A 24,590-nucleotide genomic window follows, 5' to 3' on the forward strand; every position below is an offset into this window, starting at 1 on the left:
TGATTGTCAGTAAACCAGCTTCTCTTTCAGCAGCTCGTCGATGGAAACGCCAATCTTCGAGCCAGTGAAGCCGGTGCCAATCTCCCGCTTTGCAAAGCGCTCGCGCATTGCGGCCAATGCGTTCTCCGGCAGCGGTACATAGCCCACCTCCTGCACCAATCCTTCGGAGTGCTTGGAGTCCAGATAGAACTCGACAAAGCGCGCGACTTCGGGCTTGGTTTCGGCGGCCTTCTTGCTTACGTAGATGAAGATCGGGCGCGACAGAGGCTGATACTGGCCGGAGCGCGCGGTTTCGACGCTGGGCGCGACCGCCTGGGCGGCGGCGTTGGTCTTGATGCCTACTGCCTTGAGCTTGTCGGCGTTTTCTTCGTAATAGGCCAAACCGAAGAACCCCAGTGCATTGGCATCACCCGAGACTCCCTGCACCAGCACGTTGTCGTCCTCGGAGGCCGTGTAATCGCCGCGACTGGAGTGCTCCTTGCCAACGATGGCGGCGGTGAAATAGTCGTAGGTTCCCGAATCGGTACCTGCACCGTAGAGGACCAGCGGCTTGTCCGGGAAGCTCGGACGAATCTGGTTCCAGTTGGTGATCTTGCCCTGTGCTTCAGGCACCCACATGGCCTTCAGTTCGTCGACGGTGAGGTCATTGGCCCAGGTGTTCTGTGGGTTGACCACGACTGTCAAAGCGTCTATCGCGACTGGAAGCTCGATGTACTCCACGCCAGCGGCCTTGCAGGCTTCCTTCTCCTCACCCTTGATCGGGCGCGACGCATTGGAGATGTCGGTTTCACCGCGACAGAACTTCTTGAAGCCGCCACCGGTTCCTGACATGCCGACCGTTACGTTGATGCCGGCATTTTCTTTCTGGAACTCTTCGGCCATCGCTTCGGTGACGGGAAACACGGTCGACGAACCGTCCGTGCTCACCATGCCGCTGATCTCGGCTGTTTTGCCCGCCGCGGAATTGCCGTTCTGCTCCGAAGCGGCCGGCGTATTGGAGGGCGAGCACGCGACGATGGAGAGCGTGGCTGCCGCAAGAAGGGTGAGACGCAGATACATTGAGAATCTCCTATGTTCGGATGTTCTTGGGTGCTATTGGTATTTGCCCACCGAGCTCCCCAGCTGGATGGGGCAGGACTATTTGAAAAGTCTGGGCGGAGCCGGCACCTCCGCCACACAGTCGCAGGCAGGATCGGTCGGGTGCGGCTGAAGGCACAGCTCAGACCGTCCGCCGCAGCAGTCGTCGAGCAGGAATCCCAACAGCCCATGCATTCCGTCCAGGCAGGCGCGGTAGCGCACGAACCGCCCTTCGCGGGTTCCGCAGATCAACCCGCCGCGACTAAGCACTGCTAAGTGGTTGGAAAGCGTGTTGTGGCGCATCCCCATCATGTCGGTCAGGACTCCGGCCGTGAGGCCTTCCGGCTCGTGGTTCACCAGCGTGCGGAAAATCACCAGGCGCGCCCCATTGCTGAGTGCCGAAAGGGCATCCAATGCGTGGTCGATGGACATCGACGCGCTCAAGGAGCGTCGCTCGAAGTAATCGAAGTCCAGAACACGTTGGGGTTGGGCCATGGAGATTCTCCCGTTGCATATGTCGATATGTCGAGATATGTCGACAGATTGAGATGCTCCCCCTTCTGTATGACAACCTGATGACAGGTGGCTATTCAGATGACGATTCAAGAGGCCTCCAAAGCAAAAGTCCCGCCAGAGCGGGACTTTGTTGGGATACTGGCACCCCAGCGGATGTTCTTTGCCGACTAGCCACACGCAGCTGCGCAACAGGCTGTAACTTGTCTCACTACCTCCCGCGCATAACGGGTCACGCCGATCAGCGTGGCTGACGCGGCACCATTCCAGTCGCCATAGCCCAGCAGCCAGACCGATGGCTCTGCGATCGAACGAACCTTGGTGTCATCCACGTCGATCCGACCTTGGGCGTTGACCAGACCCAGTCCTTCCAGGTGCGACAAGGCCGGCCGGAAGCCGGTGCACCAGATCACCGCGTCGAAGTTGCGTTCGCTGCCATCTGCCCACTGCATGCCGGTGGCGGTGAAACGGACGGGTGGCGTCATGGAAACCAGTACACCGCGGCGCCGTGCGTCCACCACCGGCGGCACCATGACGATGTCGCCAAAACCACCCTCTGGAACATCCGGCTCGCGTCCTTCCTGCTGAGCCCTCCACTTCTCGGTTGCGCGTGCGAATAGAACGCGCCCGTCCACATCGTCGGCGAGAAAGGCTGGCTCCCGCTGGGTGATCCAGGTGGTCTCGGCCACCTTGGATACCTCGGCCAGAATCTGTGCGCCTGAGTTGCCGCCACCGATGATGGCCACGCGCGTTCCGGCGAAGGGTTCGGGATGGCTGTAGTGGGCCGAGTGCAGCTGCACACCGCCGAATGCGTCCAAACCTTCATAGCCGGGCGTGTAGGGACGCCGCCAGGTACCTGTGGCGCTAATCACTGCGCGTGTGTGCCACTGTCGGCCGTCATCTGCTTCCACCAGCAGCCGTTTCCCCGAACGGCTGATGCGTTCCACCTGCACGGGACGGATGACCGGCAGCGCATATTTGTGCTCGTAGCACGCGAGGTAGTCCAGTACTTCCGCCTGCGACGGGTACGGTTCCCGAGTGGCAGGCATCGGCCAACCGGGAATCGAGCTCCAGCCCGCCGGCGAGAACAGATGCAAGGATTCCCACGCATGCTGCCACGCCCCGCCAGGAGACGTTTCGGCATCAAGAATCACATAGGACAGCCCGCTGCGACGCAGGAAGTAACCGGCCGCCAGCCCGGCCTGACCGCCTCCAATTACCACCACATCGATGCTGTCCATCTGGACTTCCTCGCGCTGCAGCACTCAGGCGGCGTTCTTGTGCTGCTGGTCGGAGATATTGAGTGCATCCAAGTAACGCTCGGCGTCCAGCGCGGCCATGCAGCCGAAGCCGGCCGAGGTGATCGCTTGGCGGTAGTGCTGGTCGGCCACATCGCCGGCGGCGAACACGCCTTCCACCGAGGTCTGGGTCGCATTGCCGCCAAGGCCCGAGCGGATGTCCAGGTAGCCGTTGTTCATCGCCAACTGGCCGTCGAACAGCTGGGTGTTCGGGTGGTGGCCGATGGCCACGAAGAACCCGTGTGCATCGAGGTCGCGGGTACTGCCGTCTAGGGTCGACTTCACGCGCACGCCGGTCACGCCGGCCTCGTTGCCCAGCACTTCCTCCACCTGGTGGTGCCAGACGGTTTCGATCTTGCCGGCTTCAACCTTGGCGAATAGCTTGTCCTGCATGATCTTTTCCGCCTTCAGGGTGTCGCGGCGATGGATCAGGTAGACCTTGCGGGCGATGTTGGACAGGTACAGCGCTTCTTCCACGGCGGTGTTGCCGCCGCCCACCACTACCACGTCCTGGTCACGGTAGAAGAAGCCGTCGCAGGTGGCGCAGGCGGAAACGCCGCGGCCCTTGAATTGATCTTCGGTCGGGATGCCCAGGTACTTGGCGGTGGCGCCAGTGGCGATGATCAGCGCGTCGCAGGTGTACTCGGCGCTGTCGCCGATCAGCCTGAACGGGCGCTGGGACAGGTCGGCAGTGTGGATGTGGTCGAAGATGACCTCGGTCTTGAAGCGCTCGGCATGCGCCTGCATGCGAGTCATCAGGTCCGGGCCCATCAGCCCATGGGCATCACCCGGCCAGTTGTCCACTTCCGTGGTGGTCATCAGCTGCCCCCCCTGTTGCAGGCCGGTGATCACCACCGGCTTGAGGTTGGCGCGGGCGGCGTAGACGGCGGCGGTCCAGCCGGCCGGGCCGGAACCAAGGATCAGCAATGGAATGTGTCGGGTGGTGCTCATGGCTCAGCGGCTCCGTGCATCGGCAGGAAAGTAGCGTTTGCCCAGCCGCAAGGCGACGTGGACCAGCAGGATCAGCACCGGCACTTCCACGAGTGGGCCGATGACAGCGGCGAATGCGACCGGCGAGGCCAGGCCGAAAGCCGCGATGGCCACGGCGATCGCCAGTTCGAAGTTGTTGCCTGCTGCAGTGAACGCGATCGCGGTGGTGCGGGGGTAGTCTTTGGCGATCAGCTTGCCCATGAAGAAGCTGATGACGAACTGGATGATGAAGTACAGCGTCAGCGGAATCGCGATGCGTACTGCGTCCATCGGAATTCGCAGCACGTCGCCGCCCTTCAGACTGAACATCGCCACGATAGTAAACAGCAATGCGGCAAGGGTTATCGGACTGATTGCAGGCAGGAATTTCTCTTCATACCAGCGCACACCCTTACGCGCCTTCAGCCATCGACTGGTGAGGAAACCGGCCAGGAACGGGATGCCAAGGTAGATCAGAACAGCCTCGGCGATGGTCCAGAAACTAACATCGATGACGCTGCCCTGCAGACCGAACACCGGCGGCAACCAAGACAGGAAGAACCACGCGTAGAGGCTGAACAGCGCGATCTGGAAGATCGAGTTGAATGCCACCAGTCCAGCAACATACTGGGCGTCGCCACGGGCGAGTTGGTTCCACACCAGCACCATCGCGATGCAGCGGGCCAGCCCGATCAGGATCAGGCCGGTCATGTATTCGGGGTAGTCGCGCAGGAACAGCACGGCCAGGCCGAACATCAGGAACGGGCCGATGATCCAGTTCTGCAGCAGCGAGAGCATCAACACGCGCTTGTCAGCGAAAACCCGCGGCAGTTCTTCGTACTTCACCTTGGCCAGCGGCGGATACATCATCAGGATCAGGCCGATTGCGATCGGGATGTTGGTCGACCCTATGGAGAGGCTGTTCAACGCGCTGGGCGCGCCCTCGAACAACGCCCCCAGGCCGACGCCCAGCGCCATGGCGGCGAAGATCCAGAGCGTGAGGTACCGGTCCAGGAAGGACAGGCGGGAGGTATCAGTGGTCATGGCATTTTCCGGAAAGACGGTCAGTTGATCTGCGCGATCGGCTCGAGCTGGGCCTTGAGCGCGTCGCGGTCGTCCCATGCGTTGTCGGGGATGTCGAGGAAAGCCTTCAGGCGCGCCTTGATGATCTGATGCGCGCGATCGAAGGCTTCGGCCTTCTGTTCGTCCGAGCCTTCAACACCGGCCGGATCGAACAGGCCCCAATGCACCCGCACAAAGTCGCCAAACACCACCGGGCAAGCCTCGGCCGCCGCGCTGTCGCAGACGGTGACGATCAGATCCATCGGGGCGGCATCAGCTTCGGCGAACTCGTCCCACGACTTGCTGCGCAGGCCGTCCACCGGGAAGCCCTAGCGCTGCAGCTGGGCGATCGCGAACGGGTTGACACGACCGGCTGGTTGGCTGCCCGCGCTGAAGGACTCGTAGCGGCCTTCGCCCCATTTTTTCAGGGTCGATTCGGCCAACACGCTCCGAGCGGAATTACCGGTACACAAGAACAAGACGCGACGGGTCATTTGAGCGATCTCTAAGGTAGGGTTGGTCAGCAGCCAGCGGGGCGTTCGCAGGACTGTTCGTCGGCACAGCAGTTTTCGGTGAGGTAGGCCAGCAGCTCGTTCATCGCCACAAACTCGGCCCGGTAGCAGATGGTCCGGCCACGTTGCTCGGCGCTGATCAGGCCGGCAGCCAGCAGTTCCTTCAGATGGAAGGAAAGTGTGGCGCCAGGCAAGGCGAGCGCTTGGGCGATGTCGCCGGCCAGCTTGCCGCCGCTGCCGGCCTGCACCAGCAGGCGGAAGATCGACAGGCGGGTGGCATGGCCCAGGGCAGCAAGAGCGTGGGTTGCGTTTTTATGTTCCATGATTCTAGAATATTCGAATCGAATTGGCAGGACAACCCCCATGCAGCAGATTCCCAACGTGGTTCCGGGCGCCTTGGACATTCCTACGGCCGCCAAGCTCAGTGATCCGGGCGAGCAGCAGCATCGCCCGCGCATCCTGATCTTGTACGGGTCGCTGCGCCCGCAGTCGTTCAGCCGCAAGCTGGCGCTGGAGGCGCAGCGGCTACTGGAACAGCTCGGAGCGGAAACCCGCTTGTTCGACCCGCATGAGCTGCCGATGCTGGACTCGGTGCCAGCTACCCACCCCAAGGTTCAGGAGCTGCGCCAGGCCTCACTGTGGTCCGAAGGCCACGTGTGGGTCAGCCCCGAACGCCACGGCACCCTTACCGCTGTATTCAAGAACCAGATCGACTGGCTGCCGCTGGAAGAAGGCAGCGTTCGACCCACCCAAGGCCGCACGCTGGCAGTGATGCAGGTCTGCGGCGGCTCGCAGTCCTTCAACGTGGTCAACACGCTGCGCGTGCTCGGCCGCTGGATGCGGATGGTGACGATCCCCAACCAATCGTCGGTCGCCAAAGCCTGGCAGGAGTTCGATGACGACGGGCGTATGAAGCCATCGGCGTACTACGATCGGGTGGTGGACGTGATGGAGGAACTGGTCAAGTTCACTCTGCTGGTGCGCGGGCGCAGCGACTACCTGGTGGATCGCTACAGCGAGCGCAAGGGCGCTGTTGAAGCGGCGGCGCTGGCAGCCGCCGCAGGCGTGCTGGAAGCCGCGTTGAACCAAGAGGAAAGCGCATGAACGCTGTCATTTACCACAATCCGAAGTGCGGCACCTCGCGGAACACTCTCGCCTTGATTCGACACGCCGGGATTGAGCCCGAGGTGATTGATTACCTGACCAACCCGCCTAGCCGAGTGCGTCTTATCGAGCTGATTTCCGGAGCTGGCTTGAAGGTGCGTGATGCGATCCGGCAGAAGGGCACGCCGCATGACGAGCTGGGGCTGGGCGATGCCGCACTCAGCGACGATGCCTTGCTCGATGCCATGCTAGCGCACCCGATACTGATCAATCGCCCATTCGTGCAAACGGAGGCGGGTATCCGTCTTTGCCGGCCATCAGAAGTCGTACTCGACATCCTTCCAGCGGTGGACAGGCCGTTTACCAAGGAAGATGGTGAGGTGGTGATCGATCAGGAGGGAAGGCGCGTGGTCTGACAGTTCACTCGGCGTAACACCTTGGGATCATATGCCGTGCCTGGCGCTAGCGGTAGCAAATATGAGCGAGACGCACACCTTCCTATGCTCTGCTCCGCTCGCCAACACTTCGCTCTAGACTTACAATATCGATTCTCTAACCTGATGATCCACCAGCGATGACTCCACCCTGACGCCTGATTGAAGAGCGATCCAGACAGTAACGTCTGGAAAGGGTGCCTGTTTCCTTCGTTTGGCGCGCACTGCCGTGCGCGGAGATCATTTTCTATGTCTGCAATCTATCCCCTGCGCCAGCAATGGCTCGGCAATATCCGTGGCGACTTACTGTCCGGCATCGTCGTTGCACTGGCCCTGATTCCCGAGGCCATCGCGTTTTCCATCATCGCCGGCGTCGACCCCAAAGTGGGCTTGTATGCCTCGTTCTGCATCGCAGTCATCACCGCCATCGCCGGTGGTCGCCCTGGCATGATCTCGGCCGCGACCGGCGCCATGGCCTTGTTGATGGTCACCCTGGTCAAGGATCATGGCATCCAGTACTTGTTCGCGGCGACGATCTTGGCAGGCGTGCTGCAAATGATTGCCGGTGCTATGCGACTGGGCTCGCTGATGCGCTTTGTATCACGCTCGGTGGTCACCGGCTTTGTCAACGCACTGGCTATCTTGATCTTCCTTGCACAGCTACCCGAGCTGATCGGAATGCCTTGGCCGGTCTACGCGATCTGTGCTGTGGGTTTGGCAATCATCTATCTATTGCCGCTGCTGACCAAGGCGATTCCTTCGCCCTTGGTGGCCATCGTCGTCTTGACAGCTGCCTCCATGTACTTCGGGTTTGAGGTGCGCACCGTCGGCGACATGGGCGAACTGCCGGACAGCCTTCCGGTATTTCTGATCCCCAACGTGCCGCTGACCTGGGAAACGCTGCAGATTCTGCTGCCGGTGTCGGCGACGTTGGCGGTGGTAGGCCTGCTGGAGTCGCTGATGACGGCGCAGATCGTGGAAGACATGACCGAGACGCCGAGCCAGAAGAATCGCGAATGTGCAGGCCAAGGGTTAGCCAACACCGTCACCGGGTTCTTCGGAGGCATGGCTGGCTGCGCCATGATCGGCCAGTCGGTGATCAATATCACATCGGGTGGCCGGGGCCGGCTTTCCTGCCTGGTCGCCGGCGTGGTCCTGCTTTTGCTGGTGGTGTACGGCTCGGGCCTGGTGAGTCAGATTCCGATGGCAGCATTGGTGGCGGTGATGATCATGGTCAGCATCGGCACCTTTAGCTGGCGCTCGCTGCGTGAGTTGGCCATCCATCCGAAGAGCTCGTCAGTGGTGATGATTGGCACCGTGATAGTCACCGTGGCTACACACGACCTGGCCAAGGGCGTCCTGACAGGCGTCGTCCTGTCAGCAGTGTTCTTCACCCGGAAGGTTGGCAAAATGCTCACCATCGAGATGACCCAGGTAGACGCAGAGTCAAGCGTCTATGTGGTCAAGGGACAGGTGTTCTTCGCCTCCGCTGGCCAGTTCGTGAGCAGCTTCAACTATCTAGATGTTCCCAAGGACGTCATCATCGATCTGAAAGATGCGCACTTCTGGGATCTGACCGCCGTGGACGCTCTGGACCGGGTGGTAATGAAGCTGCGTGAGCATGGCGCGATTGTCGAGGTCTATGGTCTCAACGACGCGAGTGAGACGCTGGTCGATCGCTTAGGCAAGCATCGAACGCCGGGCGCCACGCTATCGTCTGGCCATTGACCGGCAAATAGGTGGGTGCCGCTAGGCACCCACCTAGAACCTTGTGAGGCGCGGCGTCAACTTTTAGCAGCGACGACTAAGTCTCCACCTACGTGCCTGCGTAATATCAATGGCTTAGCGCAAATCTGGCCTTGTTCGTAATGATTCCCTGCCGAACCTCATGTCGGCCTTCTCGGGCGGCGGCAGCTCGGGCGGCGGTGCGGGCGGCGGCGGCGACGCCGGCACCGGCAGCACGCCCTTCGCTCAGGCTGCGGGCTTTAGCGGCAGCTCCGGCGGTGGCTCTTCGTCGGGTGGCGGCAGCCCCTCGACCGGCAGCAGCTCGGGCAGCTCGAAGGGCGGCGATAAGGGCGGCGGCAAAGCCGACGCCGGCGGCCAGGGCAGCAGCTCGACGGCCAGCACCGGCAGCAGTGCCGACAAGGCCGCCAAGAACGAACCCAAGCCCGCCGGCGGGGCAGGGCAAGGGCAGCAGGCCGCACCGGGCAGCACCGGCCCCGGCTTGCTCGCATCGGCCGCATCGGCCCTCGGCACGGCCGGCCGCATCGCCGCCGACGCCGGCGCGAACTTGGCGAAGGGAACCGCCGATGTTGCCAAGGCCAAAGCCGCGAGCCTGCGCGAAGCCGCAGCCGAGCGGATCGCCGACACCACTGGCGGAAAGATCGCCGCCGCGATCAAGGCGCAAGGAAGCGGCACGGCCGAGAACATCGACGTGCCCGACCAGCAGCCCGCGCCGAGCTTCGGCGACAACAGCCTGGCAGGCGGCCCCGCCGATGCCGATCCCGAGTCCGAAGTAGCTGCGTTCGCCAACCGCGAGCAAGGCCGCGACGGCACAACTGCGTAACCAAGGAGAGTCCAACCATGAAGAAGAAACTGTTTGCCCTGGCCGCCCTCGTGGCAGCCCTCGGATCGACCGCCGGCACGGCCAGCGCGCAAGACGTGCTGACCGGCGACACGCGCCTGGCCTGCGAGGCGATCCTGTGCCTGTCGTCGGGCACGCGCCCGAGCGAATGCACGCCGTCGCTGTCGCGGTACTTCAACATCACGAAGCGCAAGCTGTCGGACACGATCCGCGCCCGCCTGAACTTCCTCCAGCTTTGCCCGGTGGCGAGCCAGACGCCGGAAATGCAGTCGCTCGTGTCGGCGATCTCGCGCGGCGCTGGCCGTTGCGACGCGCAGTCGCTGAACTCGACGTTGGTGATGTGGACGGGCGGCTACGACGATGGGCGCACGTACATCAGCAACCAGTTGCCTGACTACTGCGGGGCCTACACCGGCCACGCCTACACCGACTTCGCCAGCAGCGGCACGCTGCCGCGCTATGTCGGGACGCCAGAGCGGGGCGGGTATTGGGTCGAAGCGCGCGACTATGACCGCGCCTTGGCCGAGTACAACGAACGCATCCGGCGCGAGGACGAAGAGCGCCGCCGTCAGTCCTGGCTGAACTGAGGGAGGGGAGGGCATGCCGTTCTTCGCCGATCTGCCGCCGCAGCTCCAGGAGCGCGTCGTCTGCTCGATCTCGGCCGCCGTCAAGTACGAGGTGCCGGTCAACATCGTGTTGGCCGTCGCCGAGAAAGAGGGCGGCAAGCCGGGCCAGTGGGTGCGCAACTCGAATGGCACGCATGACGTTGGCCCGATGCAGTTCAACACCGCGTACCTGGGCGACCTGGCCCGATACGGCATCACGGCGAACGATGTGGCGGCTGCCGGCTGCTACTCGTTCGACCTGGCCGCCTGGCGGCTGCGGATGCACATCCGCAACGACAAGGGCGACCTCTGGACGAAGGCGGCGAACTACCACTCGCGCACGCCGCAGTACAACGCGGTGTACCGGGCCGACTTGATGCGCAAGGCGTCGAAGTGGGCCGATTGGCTCGAAGCTCGGTTCGTCACGCTTGACGTGACGAAGGCCGGGGCCACGCCCTCGACGCCCAGCCAGCCCGCGACGGTGGCCCAGCGGGCGACGCCGGCGGCCAGGCCGGCACCAGCACCCCAGCAGGCCGCCCCAGCGGCCGCAGCAGCTCGCAGCGTGTCGGTGGCCGGCTACGTGCCCCGCACGGTGTCTTTCAACACTTCACGCGAGGGGTCGGCCGAGTAGGCCGGCTCTTCCGATTTAGCGGCTAAACATGGACAAATTCCACGCCTTCATGATGCGGTACACGCTGGGCGTCGGCCGGTTGCTTCAAGCCTATTGCAAGTGGGCGGAAGGACAGGCCAAGAACCAGCTCGATTTGCTTCTGCTGGGCCTCGGCCCGATCTTCGCCTTGGGCCTTCTGCTGTGGGCGCTGCCGGCGTGGATCGGCAAGCCCATCGCCTTCGTGCTCTCACTGCCAGCGCTCTACATCATCTTCCTGGTGCTGCGCGCCTACGCGATTCGCGGGGGCCGGCGCTGATGAAGGCCCTGCGGATTCCTGATGGAACCGTCGAAGCGTTGAAGTGGCTCGCACTGGTTCTCATGACCGGCGATCACGTCAACAAGTACCTGTTCAACGCGACGCTGCCGGTGCTGTTCGAGGCCGGCCGCGTGGCGCTCCCCCTTTTCGTGTTCGTCCTGGCCTACAACCTGGCCCGGCCGGGCACGCTCGAACGCGGCGTGTACGGCCGCACCATGTCGCGCCTGGCGATGTTCGGCGCGCTGGCCTCCGTGCCCTTCGTGGCCCTCGGCGGCCTGTACGCCGGTTGGTGGCCGCTCAACGTGATGTTCACGCTGCTGGTCGTCACGGCCACGGCTTACCTGGTCGAACGTGGCGGCAAGCTGCACCTGGCGGCCGCCGGCGTGGTGTTCCTGGTCGGCGGCAGCTCGGTCGAATATTGGTGGCCGGCCGTGGCTTTCGGCCTGGCGGTGTGGTCGTACACGCGCCGGCCGAGCTGGGCCGCCGCGGCGGTCGCGGTGCTGGCCTGCGCGGCCCTGTGGTTCGTCAATCGCAACCTGTGGGCCTTGGCAGCCCTGCCGGTGCTCTTCCTGGCCTCGCGGGTGGATGTGCGCGTGCCGCGCCTGCGCTGGGCCTTCTACGCCTATTACCCGCTGCACCTGGCCTCGCTCTGGTTGATCCGCATCCCCATGAGCAAGGCCGGCTACCTGTTCTTCTGATTGGAGTCCTGCCCCATGCGAAAACCCGTTCTTCTGGCCCTCTCTCTGGCGTTCCTGGTCAGCGCGCAAAGCGCACTGGCCGCCGGCGACGCCGGCAACTTCGGCACGCCGATCAAGTCCGGCGTATCGGTGTCCTTCCCCGACAGCAGCGCGACATTCCAGCCGACGCCAGAGGCCCTGGAGCTGCTGGCCGACGCTAGGAATGCGGCGATCATCTACATCAGCGGGCGCACCAGCACACTACGGCCCAGCGCGGCCGATGAGGCCCTTGCACTACGCCGTGCGCTCTCGGCCAGGTCGTACTTGGTGGCGCGCGGCGTCTCGCCGCTCAAGATCATGGTGAACTTCGCATCGGCCGCCGATTTCGTGGCAGACAACTCGACGGCCGAGGGCCGGCGCGAGAACCAGCGCGTGGACATTGAGGTGGTCTACATCCCCACCTACTGAGCGATCCGGCATCGCCATTCCTGGCGGTGCTGCAGGACGCTCCAGCAGCTTCGCATCGTCGGCTCTGACGATGCAGGCCCGGCCGGCTTCCCTTGACAGCATCGCCATTTCTGACGATGCTGGCCAAGTCCCGATTTACTCCAGGAAGAAGGCCATGAGATACCCCGGCGGCAAGGGCGGTGCCGGCGTCTACCAGACGATCATCAACAACATCCCGCCTCACGACACGTACATCGAAACGCACCTGGGCGGCGGCAACATCCTGGAGCGCAAGCGGCCCGCTGCCCGCAGCGTCGGCATCGACGTTGATCCCGAGGTGATCGAGGTCTGGCAGCAGCTCGACGTGCCCGGCCTGGAGCTGCACCACGGCGACGCCGTGGCCTGGCTGGAGTCCCACCAGTTCACCGGCTCCGAGTTCGTCTACGCCGATCCGCCCTACGTGATGGACAGCCGGCGCGGCGGCAAGCTATACCGCCACGAATACGACGACAAGGGTGCGGTCAGCGTCAAAGTGCGCGGTGAAGCGCCGATCGTCTATCTGACGGGTCAAACGTTCTATCAGCCCAAGAGCGCACCCGACACGCAGGTCGTCAACGCTTCCAAGACGGACGCTGCCAAGGTGATCAGCTTCCGCCTGAGCAACAGCAAGTGATCCCGGTGCTGCCGGCGTGACGAGCGTCGGCAGCGTCCGTCCCCGCGGCCTATTCATCAGGCCAACACCAACCTAGGAGTGCATCATGTCCAAGCCCCTCAGCATCGGCGCTTTCGCCGCCGTGCAATACCTGCCGCATATCGAAACCTTCCTGGCCACCGCCGACGGTGACTTCGACGGCCCGATCTGGGCCAAGGCCACCAGTGAAATCAAGTTCGTCGACGGCCGCGCGAGCTTCACGATGGTTCATGAATTCATGAGCCGCGACGGCAGCCGCATCTCGACGGTCGACACCGCCACAGGCATCCAGGTGCCGGGCATCGACGAGGTCTCGCTCACCGTCATGCACAAGGTGGTCGATTCCACCGGCAAGTTCGAAGGCCTGCGCGGCACCTTCCCGAGCTTCGGACTGCACAACTTTGCCACCGGCAAGGGCGTGCAGCGCTTCGGCGGCGAACTGAGCTGAAGTCAGCGCTAAGCAGCAGGTGCACCCGCTGATCGTGGGTGCGCCGGACGACCTCTCAAGGCGGCGCCGCCGGCACAGACCGACGGCGCCGCTTCTTCAAGGAGCACAGACGTGACACCCGAAGTTGAGGCAGCACTGCCGCGCCGCCTTCTGCTGCGGAATCATGCGCGCGCATTCGACCGCAGTCAGACTGGTGCCGTGGGCCATGATGCCGGCATAGACCATCAGCAGCTCGTCGGTAGAGCGCGGCTCACGTCCGAGCATGATCCAGCTAAAGCGCACCTGGGCGTCAACGGCCAGAATCACTTCCGGCAATTGAACCTCACCGATGCGGTGATCCAAAGCCGCGCGCAGCTTGGTCACTTCTGGGTCTTCGTCCTCTGCGGGCAATGGCGACAAATGGAGTTCATCATCCACGCGCAGTACGCCACTGCGGGCTGCAGCGGCCACCGCATCGACACCGGCAGTTACTCTGGCCAGCAAAGGCTTCAAGAAAGTGGCAGCCTTGCTGGGTAACGATAGACGGGCATAGTGTTTCTTGGACTCTGCCTGCCAACGCTCGTCCGTGAAGAACAAGCGCGCACGACCCCGAAAGCTCAGGCTGTGCTCAATCCAGACCGAGCCATTGCGCACCGCGCGGCGCAGGGCAAACAGGGTGGCCACCTCCAACGCCTGAAACGCCCGTTCCCGGTCTGGGCTGGAGATCGAAACCTGCCAGATCATTCCCAGACTTGGTGCCACCACTTCAACTGGCAGCTTTCTGGATCCTTTGAGATATAAAGCTTGCAGCTTGGCAAGGTACTCGATGGCAGGATGCTCGCCGGTGGCCTGCCAGGGCAGCTTTGCAATGGCGACGAGCAACGACCGCACGGGGCGAATTCCATCAATCAATCCCTCGCGGACCAGGGAGGCCCTGCTCGGTGGTTTGCGTTTCTGGGTTTCGGTGATCAAGGCTTCAAGACGGGCACGCAACTCAGCATCTGGCACCGCACCTTGCGCGCTCAAGGCAACAAGTTCGCCGAGCAGCGTTTTGTACATTGCGGCCCAATTGACGGTAGCGGGGACATCGGCGGCAGCCTGACGCCACAGATCGGCGATCCGGCGCTGCACCATAAGGATCAACTGGTCTGTGGTGGTGAACAGGCAATACCGAAGAAAGCATGCGACCTCCACGGTGCGCGCTGGCTCTTTGATCTTGGCTCCGGCTGAGGGCGGCCTGGAGACAAGTCGGCGCGCGTAGCGGCGCAAGATGAGATCGGGGATGTCTGCCAGGTGCTTATGAACGTCCAGCGTGTAAAGCAGGTCGATGCGCTCCAGTACCTCGCTGATTTGGCGGGTTGAGTGTTTCGCCGGTGCAGCCCATAGCCAACTCTGCTGGGTTTGTCCATCTGGGCGCAGCTCTGAAACTGAGGCTCGCCAGCGATCAAGTGTTGCTGGATCAACGCTGGCGGCGATGGCGGTGCCTGTTTCAACTTCAAGCTGGGCAAGTGCCGCCGCAATCAGTGTCCGAATTGCCCGCTCGTGCACGATCACCAGCTTGTTCTTGTACAGCCATTGACGCGCCCGCACGAGTAGCTGATCGCGGTCGGCGCAGCGCGCCACTTCGTCGCGCAGTTCACGTACCAGTGAGCGGCGCTGGTGCTCGCTCATCCACTGGAATCCAAGGACCGTGCAGGCTACTTGTTGGTGATCGAATAGCGTGCGCCCGCGTTCATACATGGCTCTCAGCGAGGCGACTTCTGGTGCTGCAATGCCAAGCTCGTTGCCAAGGTGGCGCCACAAGGCTACTGGAATTACCCGAAAGGCACCGAGCAAACGCCCACTCATGCGCAGGAAACCAATATGGAGCGCCAGACCAAGCTTGTGGGAATCACCTCGGCGTGCATTGATTGCGTCGCGCTCGGCACCATCGAAGGTGAAAAATGCCTTCATCTCGAAGTCGCTGATATCGCGGGGGAGCCCACGCATCCCCAAAAACGTTGTGTGCCAACCCTGCATCGTGAACCTCAAAAGTGGGAGGCCACCATACCCGTTTACAAAGCGAACAGGAAAGTCAATGAAATCAACGGTCTACCCAGACCACCCCCGCGCCAGTGCTAGCTTTGCGTACCGTCACTTATTGCACTGAAAACGAGGAGACCCCGAGCGAGGCGAAAAAAAACCGCCTCGGGGTGTCCGAGGCGGCAAGTCTGCATGCGGTTCAGGGAGGAAGAAACCGCGCCGGCGATCAGGGAGGAAAACCGCGCGGCCTGATGTGCAGCTCGGCCACTTTAGCCGGATTTTTCGACTTATCCGATGCGAGCGGCCCGCCGTGGGCGCTGCTCGATCTGCTGTTGCTTTTTCTCGACGTGCTTCTGCTCCTGGTGCTGCTGCTCGTCGCGCTGCACCTGGCTGATGGCCGCGCCGATCTGCCGCTTCACGCCCTCGATGCCCAGCTCGCTCTTGTGCGCCAAGTCGTTGAAGTCGGTGTGCTGCTTCATCGTGGACAGCGCCGCGATCTGCGCGCCGCTCAACATCGACGCCTTGAGCTTGGCCGCCTCGTCGCCGGCCAGCTCGACCTTGCCGGCGGCGGCGTCGGCAAGGCGCTGCTCGGCGCGCAGGTGGGGGGCACCTCAGAAAACGGAAAATAAAGCACGCTAAGGCATAGCTGACCTTGCCAGGCCTGCTTCGCCCTGTAGTGACGCGATCAACGGGCAGGAAACATTCCCCTTTCGTGCATGGCAGGCGCACACGAGTTCAGACAGCACGGTTTCCATGCGCGCCAAGTCGGCCATCTTCTCGCGCACGTCCTTGAGCTTGTGTTCGGCCAGGCTGCTGGCCTCCTCGCAGTGGGTGCCATCGTCGAGCCGCAACAGCTCGGCAATCTCGTCCAGACTGAACCCCAGCCGCTGTGCCGATTTCACGAATTTCACCCGAACCACGTCCGCCTCCCCATAGCGGCGGATGCTGCCGTAAGGCTTGTCCGGTTCCGGCAACAGGCCCTTGCGCTGATAGAAGCGGATTGTCTCCACGTTGACCCCGGCCGCCTTGGCAAAAACGCCAATGGTCAGGTTTTCCAAATTATTTTCCATATCGCTTGACTCCGTACATGAGTACGGAAGTAAGGTTACGCTATCCAATCCAAATTCAAAAGGGCCAACGTATGTCTGAACCACAAAACGGGCGCGGTGCGCTCTTCGCCGGCGGGCTGGCCGCCATTCTTGCATCGACCTGCTGCCTGGGGCCGCTAGTACTGGTCGCCCTGGGCTTCTCCGGTGCTTGGATCGGCAACCTGACGGTGCTGGAACCCTATCGACCGTTGTTCATCGGCGCGGCGCTAGTGGCGCTGTTCTTCGCCTGGAAGCGGATTTACCGGCCCGTGCAGGCATGCAAGCCAGGTGAGGTCTGCGCGATTCCGCAGGTGCGCGCCACCTACAAGCTGATTTTCTGGATCGTGGCCGTGCTGGTCCTGGTCGCGCTTGGATTTCCCTATGTCGTTCCATTTTTCTATTAACCAGGAGTTCATCATGAAGAAACTGTTTGCCTCCCTTGCCCTCGCCGCCGCTGTTGCCCCGGTGTGGGCCGCTACCCAGACCGTCACGCTAGCGGTTCCCGGCATGACTTGCGCCGCCTGCCCGATCACAGTCAAGAAAGCGCTCTCCAAGGTCGAAGGCGTGAGCAAGGTCGATGTGGGCTTCGAGAAGCGCGAGGCCGTCGTCACTTTTGACGACACCAAGGCCAGCGTACAGAAGCTGACCAAGGCCACCGCAGACGCCGGCTATCCGTCCAGCGTCAAGCAGTGAGCCAGCAAGCCAACGACAACAGCGAGAGCCGCTTCATGGGACTGATGACACGCATTGCCGATAAAACCGGCGCGCTCGGCAGCGTCGTTTCCGCGATGGGCTGCGCCGCCTGCTTTCCAGCCCTCGCCAGCTTCGGCGCGGCCATCGGGCTGGGCTTCTTGAGCCAGTACGAGGGACTGTTCATCAGCCGCCTGCTGCCGCTGTTTGCCGCGCTGGCCTTCCTGGCGAACGCGCTGGGTTGGTTCAGTCATCGGCAATGGCTGCGCAGTCTGCTCGGCATGATCGGCCCGGCCATCGTGTTTGCGGCCACGGTCTGGCTGCTCGGCAACTGGTGGACGGCGAACCTGATGTACGTCGGCCTGGCCTTGATGATTGGGGTGTCGATCTGGGACTTCGTGTCGCCGGCGCATCGCCGTTGCGGACCGGACGGCTGCGAACTCCCCGCCAAGCGCTTGTGAAAGACGGCTGACCGTGCGACACGGCGGCCCACACGAATAAGGAACGATGGTATGAGCACTCTCAAAATCACCGGCATGACTTGCGACTCGTGCGCAGTGCATGTCAAGGACGCCCTGGAGAAAGTGCCCGGCGTGCAATCAGCGGATGTCTCCTACGCCAAGGGCAGCGCCAAGCTCGCCATTGAGGTCGGCACGTCACCCGACGCGCTGACGGCCGCTGTAGCTGGACTCGGTTATCGGGCCACGCTGGCCGATGCCCCCTCAGTTTCGACGCCGGGCGGATTGCTCGACAAGATGCGCGATCTGCTGGGCAGAAACGACAAGACGGGTAGCAGCGGCGCATTGCATATCGCCGTCATCGGCAGCGGCGGGGCCGCGATGGCAGCGGCGCTGAAGGCCGTCGAGCAAGGCGCACGTGTCACGCTGATCGAGCGCGGCACCATCGGCGGCACCTGCGTCAATGTCGGTTGTGTGCCGTCCAAGATCATGATCCGCGCCGCCCATATCGCCCATCTGCGCCGGGAAAGCCCGTTCGATGGCGGCATCGCCGCTACCACGCCGACCATCCAGCGCACGGCGCTGCTGGCCCAGCAGCAGGCCCGCGTCGATGAACTGCGCCACGCCAAGTACGAAGGCATCTTGGAGGGCAATCCGGCGATCACTGTGCTGCACGGCTCCGCCCGCTTTAAGGACAATCGCAACCTGATCGTGCAACTCAACGACGGCGGCGAGCGCGTGGTGGCATTCGACCGCTGCCTGATCGCCACCGGCGCGAGCCCGGCCGTGCCGCCGATTCCCGGCCTGAAAGACACTCCGTACTGGACTTCCACTGAAGCGCTGGTCAGCGAGACGATTCCTAAGCGCCTGGCCGTGATTGGCTCATCAGTGGTGGCGCTGGAGCTGGCGCAGGCGTTCGCCCGACTCGGAGCGAAGGTGACGATCCTGGCTCGCAGCACGCTGTTCTTCCGCGAAGACCCAGCTATAGGCGAAGCCGTCACGGCCGCATTCCGCATGGAGGGCATCGAGGTGAGGGAACACACCCAGGCCAGCCAGGTCGCGTATATCAATGGTGAAGGGGACGGCGAATTCGTGCTCACCACGGCGCACGGCGAACTGCGCGCCGACAAGCTGCTGGTCGCCACCGGCCGCGCGCCCAACACACGCAAGCTGGCACTGGATGCGACGGGCGTCACGCTCACCCCGCAAGGCGCTATCGTCATCGACCCCGGCATGCGTACAAGCGTGGAACACATCTACGCCGCAGGCGACTGCACCGACCAGCCGCAGTTCGTCTATGTGGCGGCAGCGGCCGGCACTCGCGCCGCGATCAACATGACCGGCGGTGACGCGGCCCTGAACCTGACCGCGATGCCGGCCGTGGTGTTCACCGACCCGCAAGTGGCGACCGTAGGCTACAGCGAGGCGGAAGCGCACCATGACGGCATCAAAACTGATAGTCGCACGCTAACGCTGGACAACGTGCCGCGCGCGCTCGCCAACTTCGACACGCGCGGCTTCATCAAACTGGTGGTTGAAGAAGGCAGCGGACGACTGATCGGCGTGCAGGCAGTGGCCCCGGAAGCGGGCGAACTGATCCAGACGGCCGCACTGGCGATTCGCAACCGGATGACGGTGCAGGAACTGGCCGACCAGTTGTTCCCCTACCTGACGATGGTCGAAGGGTTGAAGCTCGCGGCGCAGACCTTCAACAAGGATGTGAAGCAGCTTTCCTGCTGCGCCGGGTGAGGACAAGGAGGTGTGCGATGAGCGCCTACACGGTATCGCAACTGGCCCATAACGCTGGGGTGAGCGTACATATCGTGCGCGACTACCTGGTGCGCGGCTTGTTACGGCCGGTGGCCTGCACCACGGGCGGCTACGGCGTGTTCGACGATGCGGCCTTGCAACGGCTGTGCTTCGTGCGCGCGGCCTTCGAGGCGGGTATCGGCCTGGATGCCCTGGCGCGGCTGTGCCGTGCGCTCGACGCAGCGGACGGCGCACAAGCCGCAGCGCAGCTTGCCGTGCTGCGCCAGTTGGTCGAGCGGCGGCGCGCGGCGTTGGCCCATCTGGACGCGCAACTGGCCTCCATGCCAGCCGAGCGGGCGCACGAGGAGGCATTGCCGTGAACGCCCCTGACAAACTGCCGCCCGAGACGCGCCAACCCGTTTCCGGCTACCTGTGGGGTGCGCTGGCCGTGTTGACCTGCCCCTGCCATCTGCCGATTCTCGCCGCCGTGCTGGCCGGGACGACCGCCGGTGCCTTCCTTGGCGAGCATTGGGGTGTTGCCGCGCTCGCGCTGACCGGCTTGTTCGTTCTGGCCGTAACGCGGCTGCTGCGCGCCTTCCGGGGCGGATCATGACGAGTTCGCAGCCCGCCGGATGGACGGCGGCCGAGTTGGCGCAGGCGGCGGCGCGCGGACAGCTTGACCTGCATTACCAGCCGCTGGTCGATCTGCGCGATCACCGGATCGCTGGCGCGGAAGCGTTGATGCGCTGGCGGCATCCGAGGCTTGGCCTGTTGCCGCCCGGCCAGTTCCTGCCGCTGGCCGAGTCGTTCGGCCTGATGCCGGAAATAGGCGCGTGGGTGCTGGGCGAGGCCTGTCGCCAGATGCACAAGTGGCAAGGACCGGCATGGCAACCGTTCCGTCTTGCCGTCAATGTGTCCGCCAGCCAGGTTGGGCCAACGTTCGACGACGAGGTAAAGCGGGTGCTGGCCGATATGGCCCTGCCCGCCGAGCTTCTGGAGATCGAACTGACCGAATCGGTCGCATTCGGCAATCCAGCCCTGTTCGCCAGTTTCGACGCCTTGCGCGCCATCGGCGTGCGCTTCGCCGCCGACGACTTCGGCACCGGCTATTCCTGCCTGCAACATCTGAAATGCTGCCCCATCACCACATTGAAAATCGACCAATCCTTTGTCGCCAGGCTCCCGGATGATGCCCGTGACCAAACTATCGTGCGGGCGGTGATCCAGCTCGCGCACGGGCTGGGCATGGAGGTGGTAGCCGAGGGTGTGGAAACACCCGACTGCCTTGCGTGGTTGCGGCAGGCGGGTTGCGACACGGTGCAGGGTTTCCTGTTCGCCAGGCCGATGCCGGCGGCGGCCTTCGTCGGCTTCGTCAACCAATGGAGGAACACCACCATGAACGCCAATGAACCGAGCACCAGTTGCTGCGTGTGCTGCAAGGAAATCCCGCTCGATGCCGCCTTCACGCCGGAAGGGGCCGAGTACGTGGAGCATTTCTGCGGGCTGGAGTGCTATCAGCGCTTCCAGGCGCGGGCCAGCACTGCGACCGAAACCAGCGTCAAACCGGACGCTTGTGATTCGCCGCCGTCAGGTTGAGGCACACCCTAACCTGATGTCAGATGCCATGTGTAAATTGCGTCAGGATAGGATTGAATTTTGCATTTATTGACATATCTCGTTGAAGGTCATAGAGTCTTCCCTGACATTTTGCAGGGAATTCCATGACTGGACAGCGCATTGGGTATATCAGGGTCAGCACCTTCGACCAGAACCCGGAACGGCAACTGGAAGGCGTCAAGGTTGATCGCGCTTTTAGCGACAAGGCATCCGGCAAGGATGTCAAGCGTCCGCAACTGGAAGCGCTGATAAGCTTCGCCCGCACCGGCGACACCGTGGTGGTGCATAGCATGGATCGCCTGGCGCGCAATCTCGATGATTTGCGCCGGATCGTGCAAACGCTGACACAACGCGGCGTGCATATCGAATTCGTCAAGGAACACCTCAGTTTTACTGGCGAAGACTCTCCGATGGCGAACCTGATGCTCTCGGTGATGGGCGCGTTCGCCGAGTTCGAGCGCGCCCTGATCCGCGAGCGTCAGCGCGAGGGTATTGCGCTCGCCAAGCAACGCGGGGCTTACCGTGGCAGGAAGAAATCCCTGTCGTCTGAGCGTATTGCCGAACTGCGCCAACGTGTCGAGGCTGGCGAGCAAAAGACCAAGCTTGCTCGTGAATTCGGAATCAGTCGCGAAACCCTGTATCAATACTTGAGAACGGATCAGTAAATATGCCACGTCGTTCCATCCTGTCCGCCGCCGAGCGGGAAAGCCTGCTGGCGTTGCCGGACTCCAAGGACGACCTGATCCGACATTACACATTCAACGATACCGACCTCTCGATCATCCGACAGCGGCGCGGGCCAGCCAATCGGCTGGGCTTCGCGGTGCAGCTCTGTTACCTGCGCTTTCCCGGCGTCATCCTGGGCGTCGATGAACTACCGTTCCCGCCCTTGTTGAAGCTGGTCGCCGACCAGCTCAAGGTCGGCGTCGAAAGCTGGAACGAGTACGGCCAGCGGGAGCAGACCCGGCGCGAGCACCTGAGCGAGCTGCAAACCGTGTTCGGTTTCCGGCCCTTCACCATGAGCCATTACCGGCAGGCCGTCCAGATGCTGACCGAGCTGGCGATGCAAACCGACAAAGGCATCGTGCTGGCCAGCGCCTTGATCGGGCACCTGCGGCGGCAGTCGGTCATTCTGCCCGCCCTCAACGCCGTCGAGCGGGCGAGTGCCGAGGCGATCACCCGTGCTAACCGGCGCATCTACGACGCCTTGGCCGAACCACTGGCGGACGCGCATCGCCGCCGCCTCGACGATCTGCTCAAGCGCCGGGACAACGGCAAGACGACCTGGTTGGCTTGGTTGCGCCAGTCACCGGCCAAGCCAAATTCGCGGCATATGCTGGAACACATCGAACGCCTCAAGGCATGGCAGGCACTCGATCTGCCTACCGGCATCGAGCGGCTGGTTCACCAGAACCGCCTGCTCAAGATTGCCCGCGAGGGCGGCCAGATGACACCCGCCGACCTGGCCAAATTCGAGCCGCAACGGCGCTACGCCACTCTCGTGGCGCTGGCCACCGAGGGCATGGCCACCGTCACCGACGAAATCATCGACCTGCACGACCGCATCCTGGGTAAGCTGTTTAACGCTGCCAAGAATAAGCATCAGCAGCAGTTCCAGGCGTCAGGCAAGGCCATCAACGCCAAGGTACGTCTGTACGGGCGCATCGGTCAGGCGCTGATCGACGCCAAGCAATCAGGCCGCGATGCGTTTGCCGCCATCGAGGCCGTCATGTCCTGGGATTCCTTTGCCGAGAGCGTCACCGAGGCGCAGAAGCTCGCGCAACCCGATGACTTCGATTTCCTGCATCGCATCGGCGAGAGCTACGCCACCCTGCGCCGCTATGCACCGGAATTCCTTGCCGTGCTCAAGCTGCGGGCCGCGCCCGCCGCCAAAAACGTGCTTGATGCCATTGAGGTGCTGCGCGGCATGAACACCGACAACGCCCGCAAGCTGCCAGCCGATGCACCGACCGGCTTCATCAAGCCGCGCTGGCAGAAACTGGTGATGACCGACGCCGGCATCGACCGGCGCTACTACGAACTGTGCGCGCTGTCCGAGTTGAAGAACTCCCTGCGCTCGGGCGACATCTGGGTGCAGGGTTCACGCCAGTTCAAGGACTTCGAGGACTACCTGGTACCGCCCGAGAAGTTCACCAGCCTCAAGCAGTCCAGCGAATTGCCGCTGGCCGTGGCCACCGACTGCGAACAATATCTGCATGAGCGGCTGACGCTGCTGGAAGCACAACTTGCCACCGTCAACCGCATGGCGGCAGCCAACGACCTGCCGGATGCCATCATCACCGAGTCGGGCTTGAAGATCACGCCGCTGGATGCGGCGGTGCCCGACACCGCGCAGGCGCTGATAGACCAGACAGCCATGGTCCTGCCGCACGTCAAGATCACCGAACTGCTGCTCGAAGTCGATGAGTGGACGGGCTTCACCCGGCACTTCACGCACTTGAAATCGGGCGATCTGGCCAAGGACAAGAACCTGTTGTTGACCACGATCCTGGCCGACGCGATCAACCTGGGCCTGACCAAGATGGCCGAGTCCTGCCCCGGCACGACCTACGCGAAGCTCGCTTGGCTGCAAGCCTGGCATACCCGCGACGAAACGTACTCGACAGCGTTGGCTGAACTGGTCAACGCTCAGTTTCGGCATCCCTTTGCCGGGCACTGGGGCGATGGCACCACATCATCATCGGACGGACAGAATTTCCGAACCGCTAGCAAGGCAAAGAGCACGGGGCACATCAACCCAAAATATGGCAGCAGCCCAGGACGGACTTTCTACACCCACATCTCCGACCAATACGCGCCATTCCACACCAAGGTGGTCAATGTCGGCCTGCGCGACTCAACCTACGTGCTCGACGGCCTGCTGTACCACGAATCCGACCTGCGGATCGAGGAGCACTACACCGACACGGCGGGCTTCACCGATCACGTCTTCGCCCTGATGCACCTCTTGGGCTTCCGCTTCGCGCCGCGCATCCGCGACCTGGGCGACACCAAGCTCTACATCCCGAAGGGCGATGCCGCCTATGACGCGCTCAAGCCGATGATCGGCGGCACGCTCAACATCAAGCACGTCCGCGCCCATTGGGACGAAATCCTGCGGCTGGCCACCTCGATCAAGCAGGGCACGGTGACGGCCTCGCTGATGCTCAGGAAACTCGGCAGCTACCCGCGCCAGAACGGCTTGGCCGTCGCGCTGCGCGAGTTGGGCCGCATCGAGCGCACGCTGTTCATCCTCGACTGGCTGCAAAGCGTCGAGCTACGCCGCCGCGTGCATGCCGGGCTGAACAAGGGCGAGGCGCGCAATGCGCTGGCCCGTGCCGTGTTCTTCAACCGCCTTGGTGAAATCCGTGACCGCAGTTTCGAGCAGCAGCGCTACCGGGCCAGCGGCCTCAACCTGGTGACGGCGGCCATCGTGCTGTGGAACACGGTCTACCTGGAGCGTGCGGCGCATGCGTTGCGCGGCAATGGTCATGCCGTCGATGACTCGCTATTGCAGTACCTGTCGCCACTCGGCTGGGAGCACATCAACCTGACCGGTGATTACCTATGGCGCAGCAGCGCCAAGATCGGCGCGGGGAAGTTCAGGCCGCTACGGCCTCTGCAACCGGCTTAGCGTGCT

26 protein-coding genes and 4 pseudogenes are annotated in these 24,590 nt (G+C 63.1%); 20 read left to right on the top strand and 10 right to left on the bottom strand.

Going from position 1 to position 24,590, the window contains the following annotated elements; genetic code table 11:
- Positions 1–6 precede the first annotated feature (6 nt).
- From QMX78_RS00955 to QMX78_RS00985, 7 genes and pseudogenes are all read right to left on the bottom strand, one after another.
- Entirely contained in the window at positions 7–1,059 is a 1,053-nt protein-coding gene (locus QMX78_RS00955) for a PstS family phosphate ABC transporter substrate-binding protein (protein ID WP_062167458.1), read from the bottom strand.
- Positions 1,060–1,137: 78 nt separating this feature from the next.
- Complete coding sequence (locus tag QMX78_RS00960) at positions 1,138–1,572, bottom strand: helix-turn-helix transcriptional regulator (RefSeq protein WP_089153137.1); 435 nt, start codon at positions 1,570–1,572, stop codon at positions 1,138–1,140.
- Between the two features lie 188 nt (positions 1,573–1,760).
- Entirely contained in the window at positions 1,761–2,831 is a 1,071-nt protein-coding gene (locus QMX78_RS00965) for an ArsO family NAD(P)H-dependent flavin-containing monooxygenase (RefSeq protein WP_062171532.1), read from the bottom strand.
- Positions 2,832–2,855: 24 nt separating this feature from the next.
- The gene (gene trxB, locus QMX78_RS00970) at positions 2,856–3,839 is read right to left on the bottom strand and encodes a thioredoxin-disulfide reductase (RefSeq protein ID WP_054658158.1); all 984 of its coding nucleotides are present in this window, start codon (positions 3,837–3,839) and stop codon (positions 2,856–2,858) included.
- Positions 3,840–3,842: 3 nt separating this feature from the next.
- Positions 3,843–4,901: an ACR3 family arsenite efflux transporter gene (gene arsB / locus QMX78_RS00975; protein ID WP_054658160.1), complete on the bottom strand. Its 1,059-nt coding sequence runs from the start codon at positions 4,899–4,901 to the stop codon at positions 3,843–3,845.
- Positions 4,902–4,921: 20 nt separating this feature from the next.
- A pseudogene (locus QMX78_RS00980) lies at positions 4,922–5,413 on the bottom strand (arsenate reductase ArsC).
- A 26-nt stretch (positions 5,414–5,439) separates the two neighbouring features.
- The gene (locus QMX78_RS00985) at positions 5,440–5,754 is read right to left on the bottom strand and encodes a metalloregulator ArsR/SmtB family transcription factor (protein WP_054658162.1); all 315 of its coding nucleotides are present in this window, start codon (positions 5,752–5,754) and stop codon (positions 5,440–5,442) included.
- 40 nt (positions 5,755–5,794) lie between these two features.
- Here QMX78_RS00985 and arsH point away from each other — a divergent pair, with 40 nt between their 5' ends.
- The 11 genes and pseudogenes from arsH (at position 5,795) to QMX78_RS01040 (ending at position 13,347) form a co-directional block, all read left to right on the top strand.
- A complete protein-coding gene (gene arsH / locus QMX78_RS00990; RefSeq protein ID WP_057506595.1) occupies positions 5,795–6,535 on the top strand; it encodes an arsenical resistance protein ArsH in 741 nt (246 codons plus the stop codon).
- Entirely contained in the window at positions 6,532–6,951 is a 420-nt protein-coding gene (arsC, locus tag QMX78_RS00995; protein WP_054658164.1) for an arsenate reductase (glutaredoxin), read from the top strand. Before arsH ends, arsC begins: the two co-directional genes overlap by 4 nt.
- A 267-nt stretch (positions 6,952–7,218) precedes the next feature.
- Positions 7,219–8,697, top strand: coding sequence for a SulP family inorganic anion transporter (locus tag QMX78_RS01000; protein WP_062167456.1), 1,479 nt, complete (start codon positions 7,219–7,221; stop codon positions 8,695–8,697).
- Between the two features lie 154 nt (positions 8,698–8,851).
- Positions 8,852–9,535, top strand: a pseudogene (locus tag QMX78_RS01005) (P-type conjugative transfer protein TrbL); the annotation flags it as partial.
- Positions 9,536–9,552: 17 nt separating this feature from the next.
- A complete protein-coding gene (locus QMX78_RS01010; protein ID WP_010890138.1) occupies positions 9,553–10,140 on the top strand; it encodes a TrbM/KikA/MpfK family conjugal transfer protein in 588 nt (195 codons plus the stop codon).
- 13 nt (positions 10,141–10,153) lie between these two features.
- Entirely contained in the window at positions 10,154–10,789 is a 636-nt protein-coding gene (locus QMX78_RS01015; RefSeq protein WP_011114052.1) for a transglycosylase SLT domain-containing protein, read from the top strand.
- A gap of 28 nt (positions 10,790–10,817) precedes the next feature.
- Positions 10,818–11,084, top strand: a complete 267-nt coding sequence (locus QMX78_RS01020; protein WP_010890140.1) for a hypothetical protein — start codon at positions 10,818–10,820, stop codon at positions 11,082–11,084.
- Entirely contained in the window at positions 11,084–11,782 is a 699-nt protein-coding gene (locus QMX78_RS01025) for a TraX family protein (RefSeq protein ID WP_011114053.1), read from the top strand. Before QMX78_RS01020 ends, QMX78_RS01025 begins: the two co-directional genes overlap by 1 nt.
- 15 nt (positions 11,783–11,797) lie before the next feature.
- Positions 11,798–12,229 carry an OmpA family protein gene (locus QMX78_RS01030; protein ID WP_001665065.1) on the top strand — a complete coding sequence of 144 codons (432 nt, stop codon included), beginning with the start codon at positions 11,798–11,800 and terminating at the stop codon, positions 12,227–12,229.
- A 154-nt stretch (positions 12,230–12,383) separates the two neighbouring features.
- Positions 12,384–12,881, top strand: coding sequence for an SAM-dependent methyltransferase (locus tag QMX78_RS01035; RefSeq protein ID WP_011655360.1), 498 nt, complete (start codon positions 12,384–12,386; stop codon positions 12,879–12,881).
- Positions 12,882–12,966: 85 nt separating this feature from the next.
- The gene (locus tag QMX78_RS01040) at positions 12,967–13,347 is read left to right on the top strand and encodes a hypothetical protein (RefSeq protein ID WP_282265740.1); all 381 of its coding nucleotides are present in this window, start codon (positions 12,967–12,969) and stop codon (positions 13,345–13,347) included.
- 153 nt (positions 13,348–13,500) lie between these two features.
- On the opposite strand, the pseudogene QMX78_RS01045 reads toward QMX78_RS01040, so the two are convergent.
- The 3 genes and pseudogenes from QMX78_RS01045 to merR all read right to left on the bottom strand — a co-directional run.
- A pseudogene (locus QMX78_RS01045) lies at positions 13,501–15,345 on the bottom strand (Tn3-like element IS1071 family transposase); the annotation flags it as partial.
- 290 nt (positions 15,346–15,635) lie between these two features.
- A pseudogene (locus QMX78_RS01050) lies at positions 15,636–15,950 on the bottom strand (hypothetical protein); the annotation flags it as partial.
- A 33-nt stretch (positions 15,951–15,983) separates the two neighbouring features.
- Positions 15,984–16,418, bottom strand: a complete 435-nt coding sequence (merR, locus tag QMX78_RS01055; RefSeq protein ID WP_005303925.1) for an Hg(II)-responsive transcriptional regulator — start codon at positions 16,416–16,418, stop codon at positions 15,984–15,986.
- Between the two features lie 71 nt (positions 16,419–16,489).
- Between merR and QMX78_RS01060 the strand changes: the two genes are divergently transcribed.
- The 9 genes from QMX78_RS01060 to QMX78_RS01105 all read left to right on the top strand — a co-directional run bounded on the left by QMX78_RS01060 (position 16,490) and on the right by QMX78_RS01105 (position 24,584).
- Complete coding sequence (locus QMX78_RS01060) at positions 16,490–16,840, top strand: mercuric transport protein MerT (RefSeq protein ID WP_001294663.1); 351 nt, start codon at positions 16,490–16,492, stop codon at positions 16,838–16,840.
- A gap of 13 nt (positions 16,841–16,853) precedes the next feature.
- Complete coding sequence (gene merP, locus QMX78_RS01065) at positions 16,854–17,129, top strand: mercury resistance system periplasmic binding protein MerP (RefSeq protein ID WP_000732292.1); 276 nt, start codon at positions 16,854–16,856, stop codon at positions 17,127–17,129.
- Positions 17,130–17,164: 35 nt separating this feature from the next.
- Complete coding sequence (merC, locus tag QMX78_RS01070; RefSeq protein WP_001340589.1) at positions 17,165–17,587, top strand: organomercurial transporter MerC; 423 nt, start codon at positions 17,165–17,167, stop codon at positions 17,585–17,587.
- A 51-nt stretch (positions 17,588–17,638) separates the two neighbouring features.
- On the top strand, positions 17,639–19,333 hold the full coding sequence (gene merA, locus QMX78_RS01075; protein ID WP_000105636.1) for a mercury(II) reductase: 1,695 nt from the start codon (positions 17,639–17,641) through the stop codon (positions 19,331–19,333).
- 17 nt (positions 19,334–19,350) lie between these two features.
- Complete coding sequence (gene merD / locus QMX78_RS01080) at positions 19,351–19,713, top strand: mercury resistance co-regulator MerD (RefSeq protein WP_001277456.1); 363 nt, start codon at positions 19,351–19,353, stop codon at positions 19,711–19,713.
- Positions 19,710–19,946 carry a broad-spectrum mercury transporter MerE gene (gene merE, locus QMX78_RS01085; RefSeq protein WP_000993386.1) on the top strand — a complete coding sequence of 79 codons (237 nt, stop codon included), beginning with the start codon at positions 19,710–19,712 and terminating at the stop codon, positions 19,944–19,946. Before merD ends, merE begins: the two co-directional genes overlap by 4 nt.
- Positions 19,943–20,929 (top strand): DUF3330 domain-containing protein, encoded by a 987-nt coding sequence (locus QMX78_RS21580; RefSeq protein WP_016240397.1) that lies wholly within the window; start codon positions 19,943–19,945, stop codon positions 20,927–20,929. Before merE ends, QMX78_RS21580 begins: the two co-directional genes overlap by 4 nt.
- Before the next feature lie 125 nt (positions 20,930–21,054).
- The gene (locus QMX78_RS01100; RefSeq protein ID WP_000147567.1) at positions 21,055–21,615 is read left to right on the top strand and encodes a recombinase family protein; all 561 of its coding nucleotides are present in this window, start codon (positions 21,055–21,057) and stop codon (positions 21,613–21,615) included.
- 2 nt (positions 21,616–21,617) lie between these two features.
- On the top strand, positions 21,618–24,584 hold the full coding sequence (locus QMX78_RS01105; RefSeq protein WP_001138064.1) for a Tn3-like element TnAs3 family transposase: 2,967 nt from the start codon (positions 21,618–21,620) through the stop codon (positions 24,582–24,584).
- The last annotated feature ends 6 nt before the right edge of the window (positions 24,585–24,590 follow it).

Origin of the sequence: Stenotrophomonas sp. PS02298 (assembly GCF_029959445.1) — a bacterium.
Classification (GTDB): domain Bacteria; phylum Pseudomonadota; class Gammaproteobacteria; order Xanthomonadales; family Xanthomonadaceae; genus Stenotrophomonas.

What these genes read in the sequence shown, in the direction of transcription:
- QMX78_RS01060 (WP_001294663.1), top strand. Translation starts at nt 16,490, where the DNA reads ATGTCTGAACCACAAAACGGGCGCGGTGCGCTCTTCGCCGGCGGGCTG.
- QMX78_RS01000 (WP_062167456.1), top strand. Translation starts at nt 7,219, where the DNA reads ATGTCTGCAATCTATCCCCTGCGCCAGCAATGGCTCGGCAATATCCGT.
- QMX78_RS01025 (WP_011114053.1), top strand. Translation starts at nt 11,084, where the DNA reads ATGAAGGCCCTGCGGATTCCTGATGGAACCGTCGAAGCGTTGAAGTGG.
- merA (WP_000105636.1), top strand. Translation starts at nt 17,639, where the DNA reads ATGAGCACTCTCAAAATCACCGGCATGACTTGCGACTCGTGCGCAGTG.
- QMX78_RS01105 (WP_001138064.1), top strand. Translation starts at nt 21,618, where the DNA reads ATGCCACGTCGTTCCATCCTGTCCGCCGCCGAGCGGGAAAGCCTGCTG.
- arsB (WP_054658160.1), bottom strand. Translation starts at nt 4,901, where the DNA reads ATGACCACTGATACCTCCCGCCTGTCCTTCCTGGACCGGTACCTCACG.
- QMX78_RS00985 (WP_054658162.1), bottom strand. Translation starts at nt 5,754, where the DNA reads ATGGAACATAAAAACGCAACCCACGCTCTTGCTGCCCTGGGCCATGCC.
- merP (WP_000732292.1), top strand. Translation starts at nt 16,854, where the DNA reads ATGAAGAAACTGTTTGCCTCCCTTGCCCTCGCCGCCGCTGTTGCCCCG.
- arsH (WP_057506595.1), top strand. Translation starts at nt 5,795, where the DNA reads ATGCAGCAGATTCCCAACGTGGTTCCGGGCGCCTTGGACATTCCTACG.
- merD (WP_001277456.1), top strand. Translation starts at nt 19,351, where the DNA reads ATGAGCGCCTACACGGTATCGCAACTGGCCCATAACGCTGGGGTGAGC.
- QMX78_RS01030 (WP_001665065.1), top strand. Translation starts at nt 11,798, where the DNA reads ATGCGAAAACCCGTTCTTCTGGCCCTCTCTCTGGCGTTCCTGGTCAGC.
- QMX78_RS01010 (WP_010890138.1), top strand. Translation starts at nt 9,553, where the DNA reads ATGAAGAAGAAACTGTTTGCCCTGGCCGCCCTCGTGGCAGCCCTCGGA.
- QMX78_RS01100 (WP_000147567.1), top strand. Translation starts at nt 21,055, where the DNA reads ATGACTGGACAGCGCATTGGGTATATCAGGGTCAGCACCTTCGACCAG.
- QMX78_RS00965 (WP_062171532.1), bottom strand. Translation starts at nt 2,831, where the DNA reads ATGGACAGCATCGATGTGGTGGTAATTGGAGGCGGTCAGGCCGGGCTG.
- QMX78_RS21580 (WP_016240397.1), top strand. Translation starts at nt 19,943, where the DNA reads ATGACGAGTTCGCAGCCCGCCGGATGGACGGCGGCCGAGTTGGCGCAG.
- QMX78_RS01040 (WP_282265740.1), top strand. Translation starts at nt 12,967, where the DNA reads ATGTCCAAGCCCCTCAGCATCGGCGCTTTCGCCGCCGTGCAATACCTG.
- merR (WP_005303925.1), bottom strand. Translation starts at nt 16,418, where the DNA reads ATGGAAAATAATTTGGAAAACCTGACCATTGGCGTTTTTGCCAAGGCG.
- QMX78_RS00960 (WP_089153137.1), bottom strand. Translation starts at nt 1,572, where the DNA reads ATGGCCCAACCCCAACGTGTTCTGGACTTCGATTACTTCGAGCGACGC.
- QMX78_RS01015 (WP_011114052.1), top strand. Translation starts at nt 10,154, where the DNA reads ATGCCGTTCTTCGCCGATCTGCCGCCGCAGCTCCAGGAGCGCGTCGTC.
- QMX78_RS00955 (WP_062167458.1), bottom strand. Translation starts at nt 1,059, where the DNA reads ATGTATCTGCGTCTCACCCTTCTTGCGGCAGCCACGCTCTCCATCGTC.
- merC (WP_001340589.1), top strand. Translation starts at nt 17,165, where the DNA reads ATGGGACTGATGACACGCATTGCCGATAAAACCGGCGCGCTCGGCAGC.
- arsC (WP_054658164.1), top strand. Translation starts at nt 6,532, where the DNA reads ATGAACGCTGTCATTTACCACAATCCGAAGTGCGGCACCTCGCGGAAC.
- QMX78_RS01035 (WP_011655360.1), top strand. Translation starts at nt 12,384, where the DNA reads ATGAGATACCCCGGCGGCAAGGGCGGTGCCGGCGTCTACCAGACGATC.
- QMX78_RS01020 (WP_010890140.1), top strand. Translation starts at nt 10,818, where the DNA reads ATGGACAAATTCCACGCCTTCATGATGCGGTACACGCTGGGCGTCGGC.
- trxB (WP_054658158.1), bottom strand. Translation starts at nt 3,839, where the DNA reads ATGAGCACCACCCGACACATTCCATTGCTGATCCTTGGTTCCGGCCCG.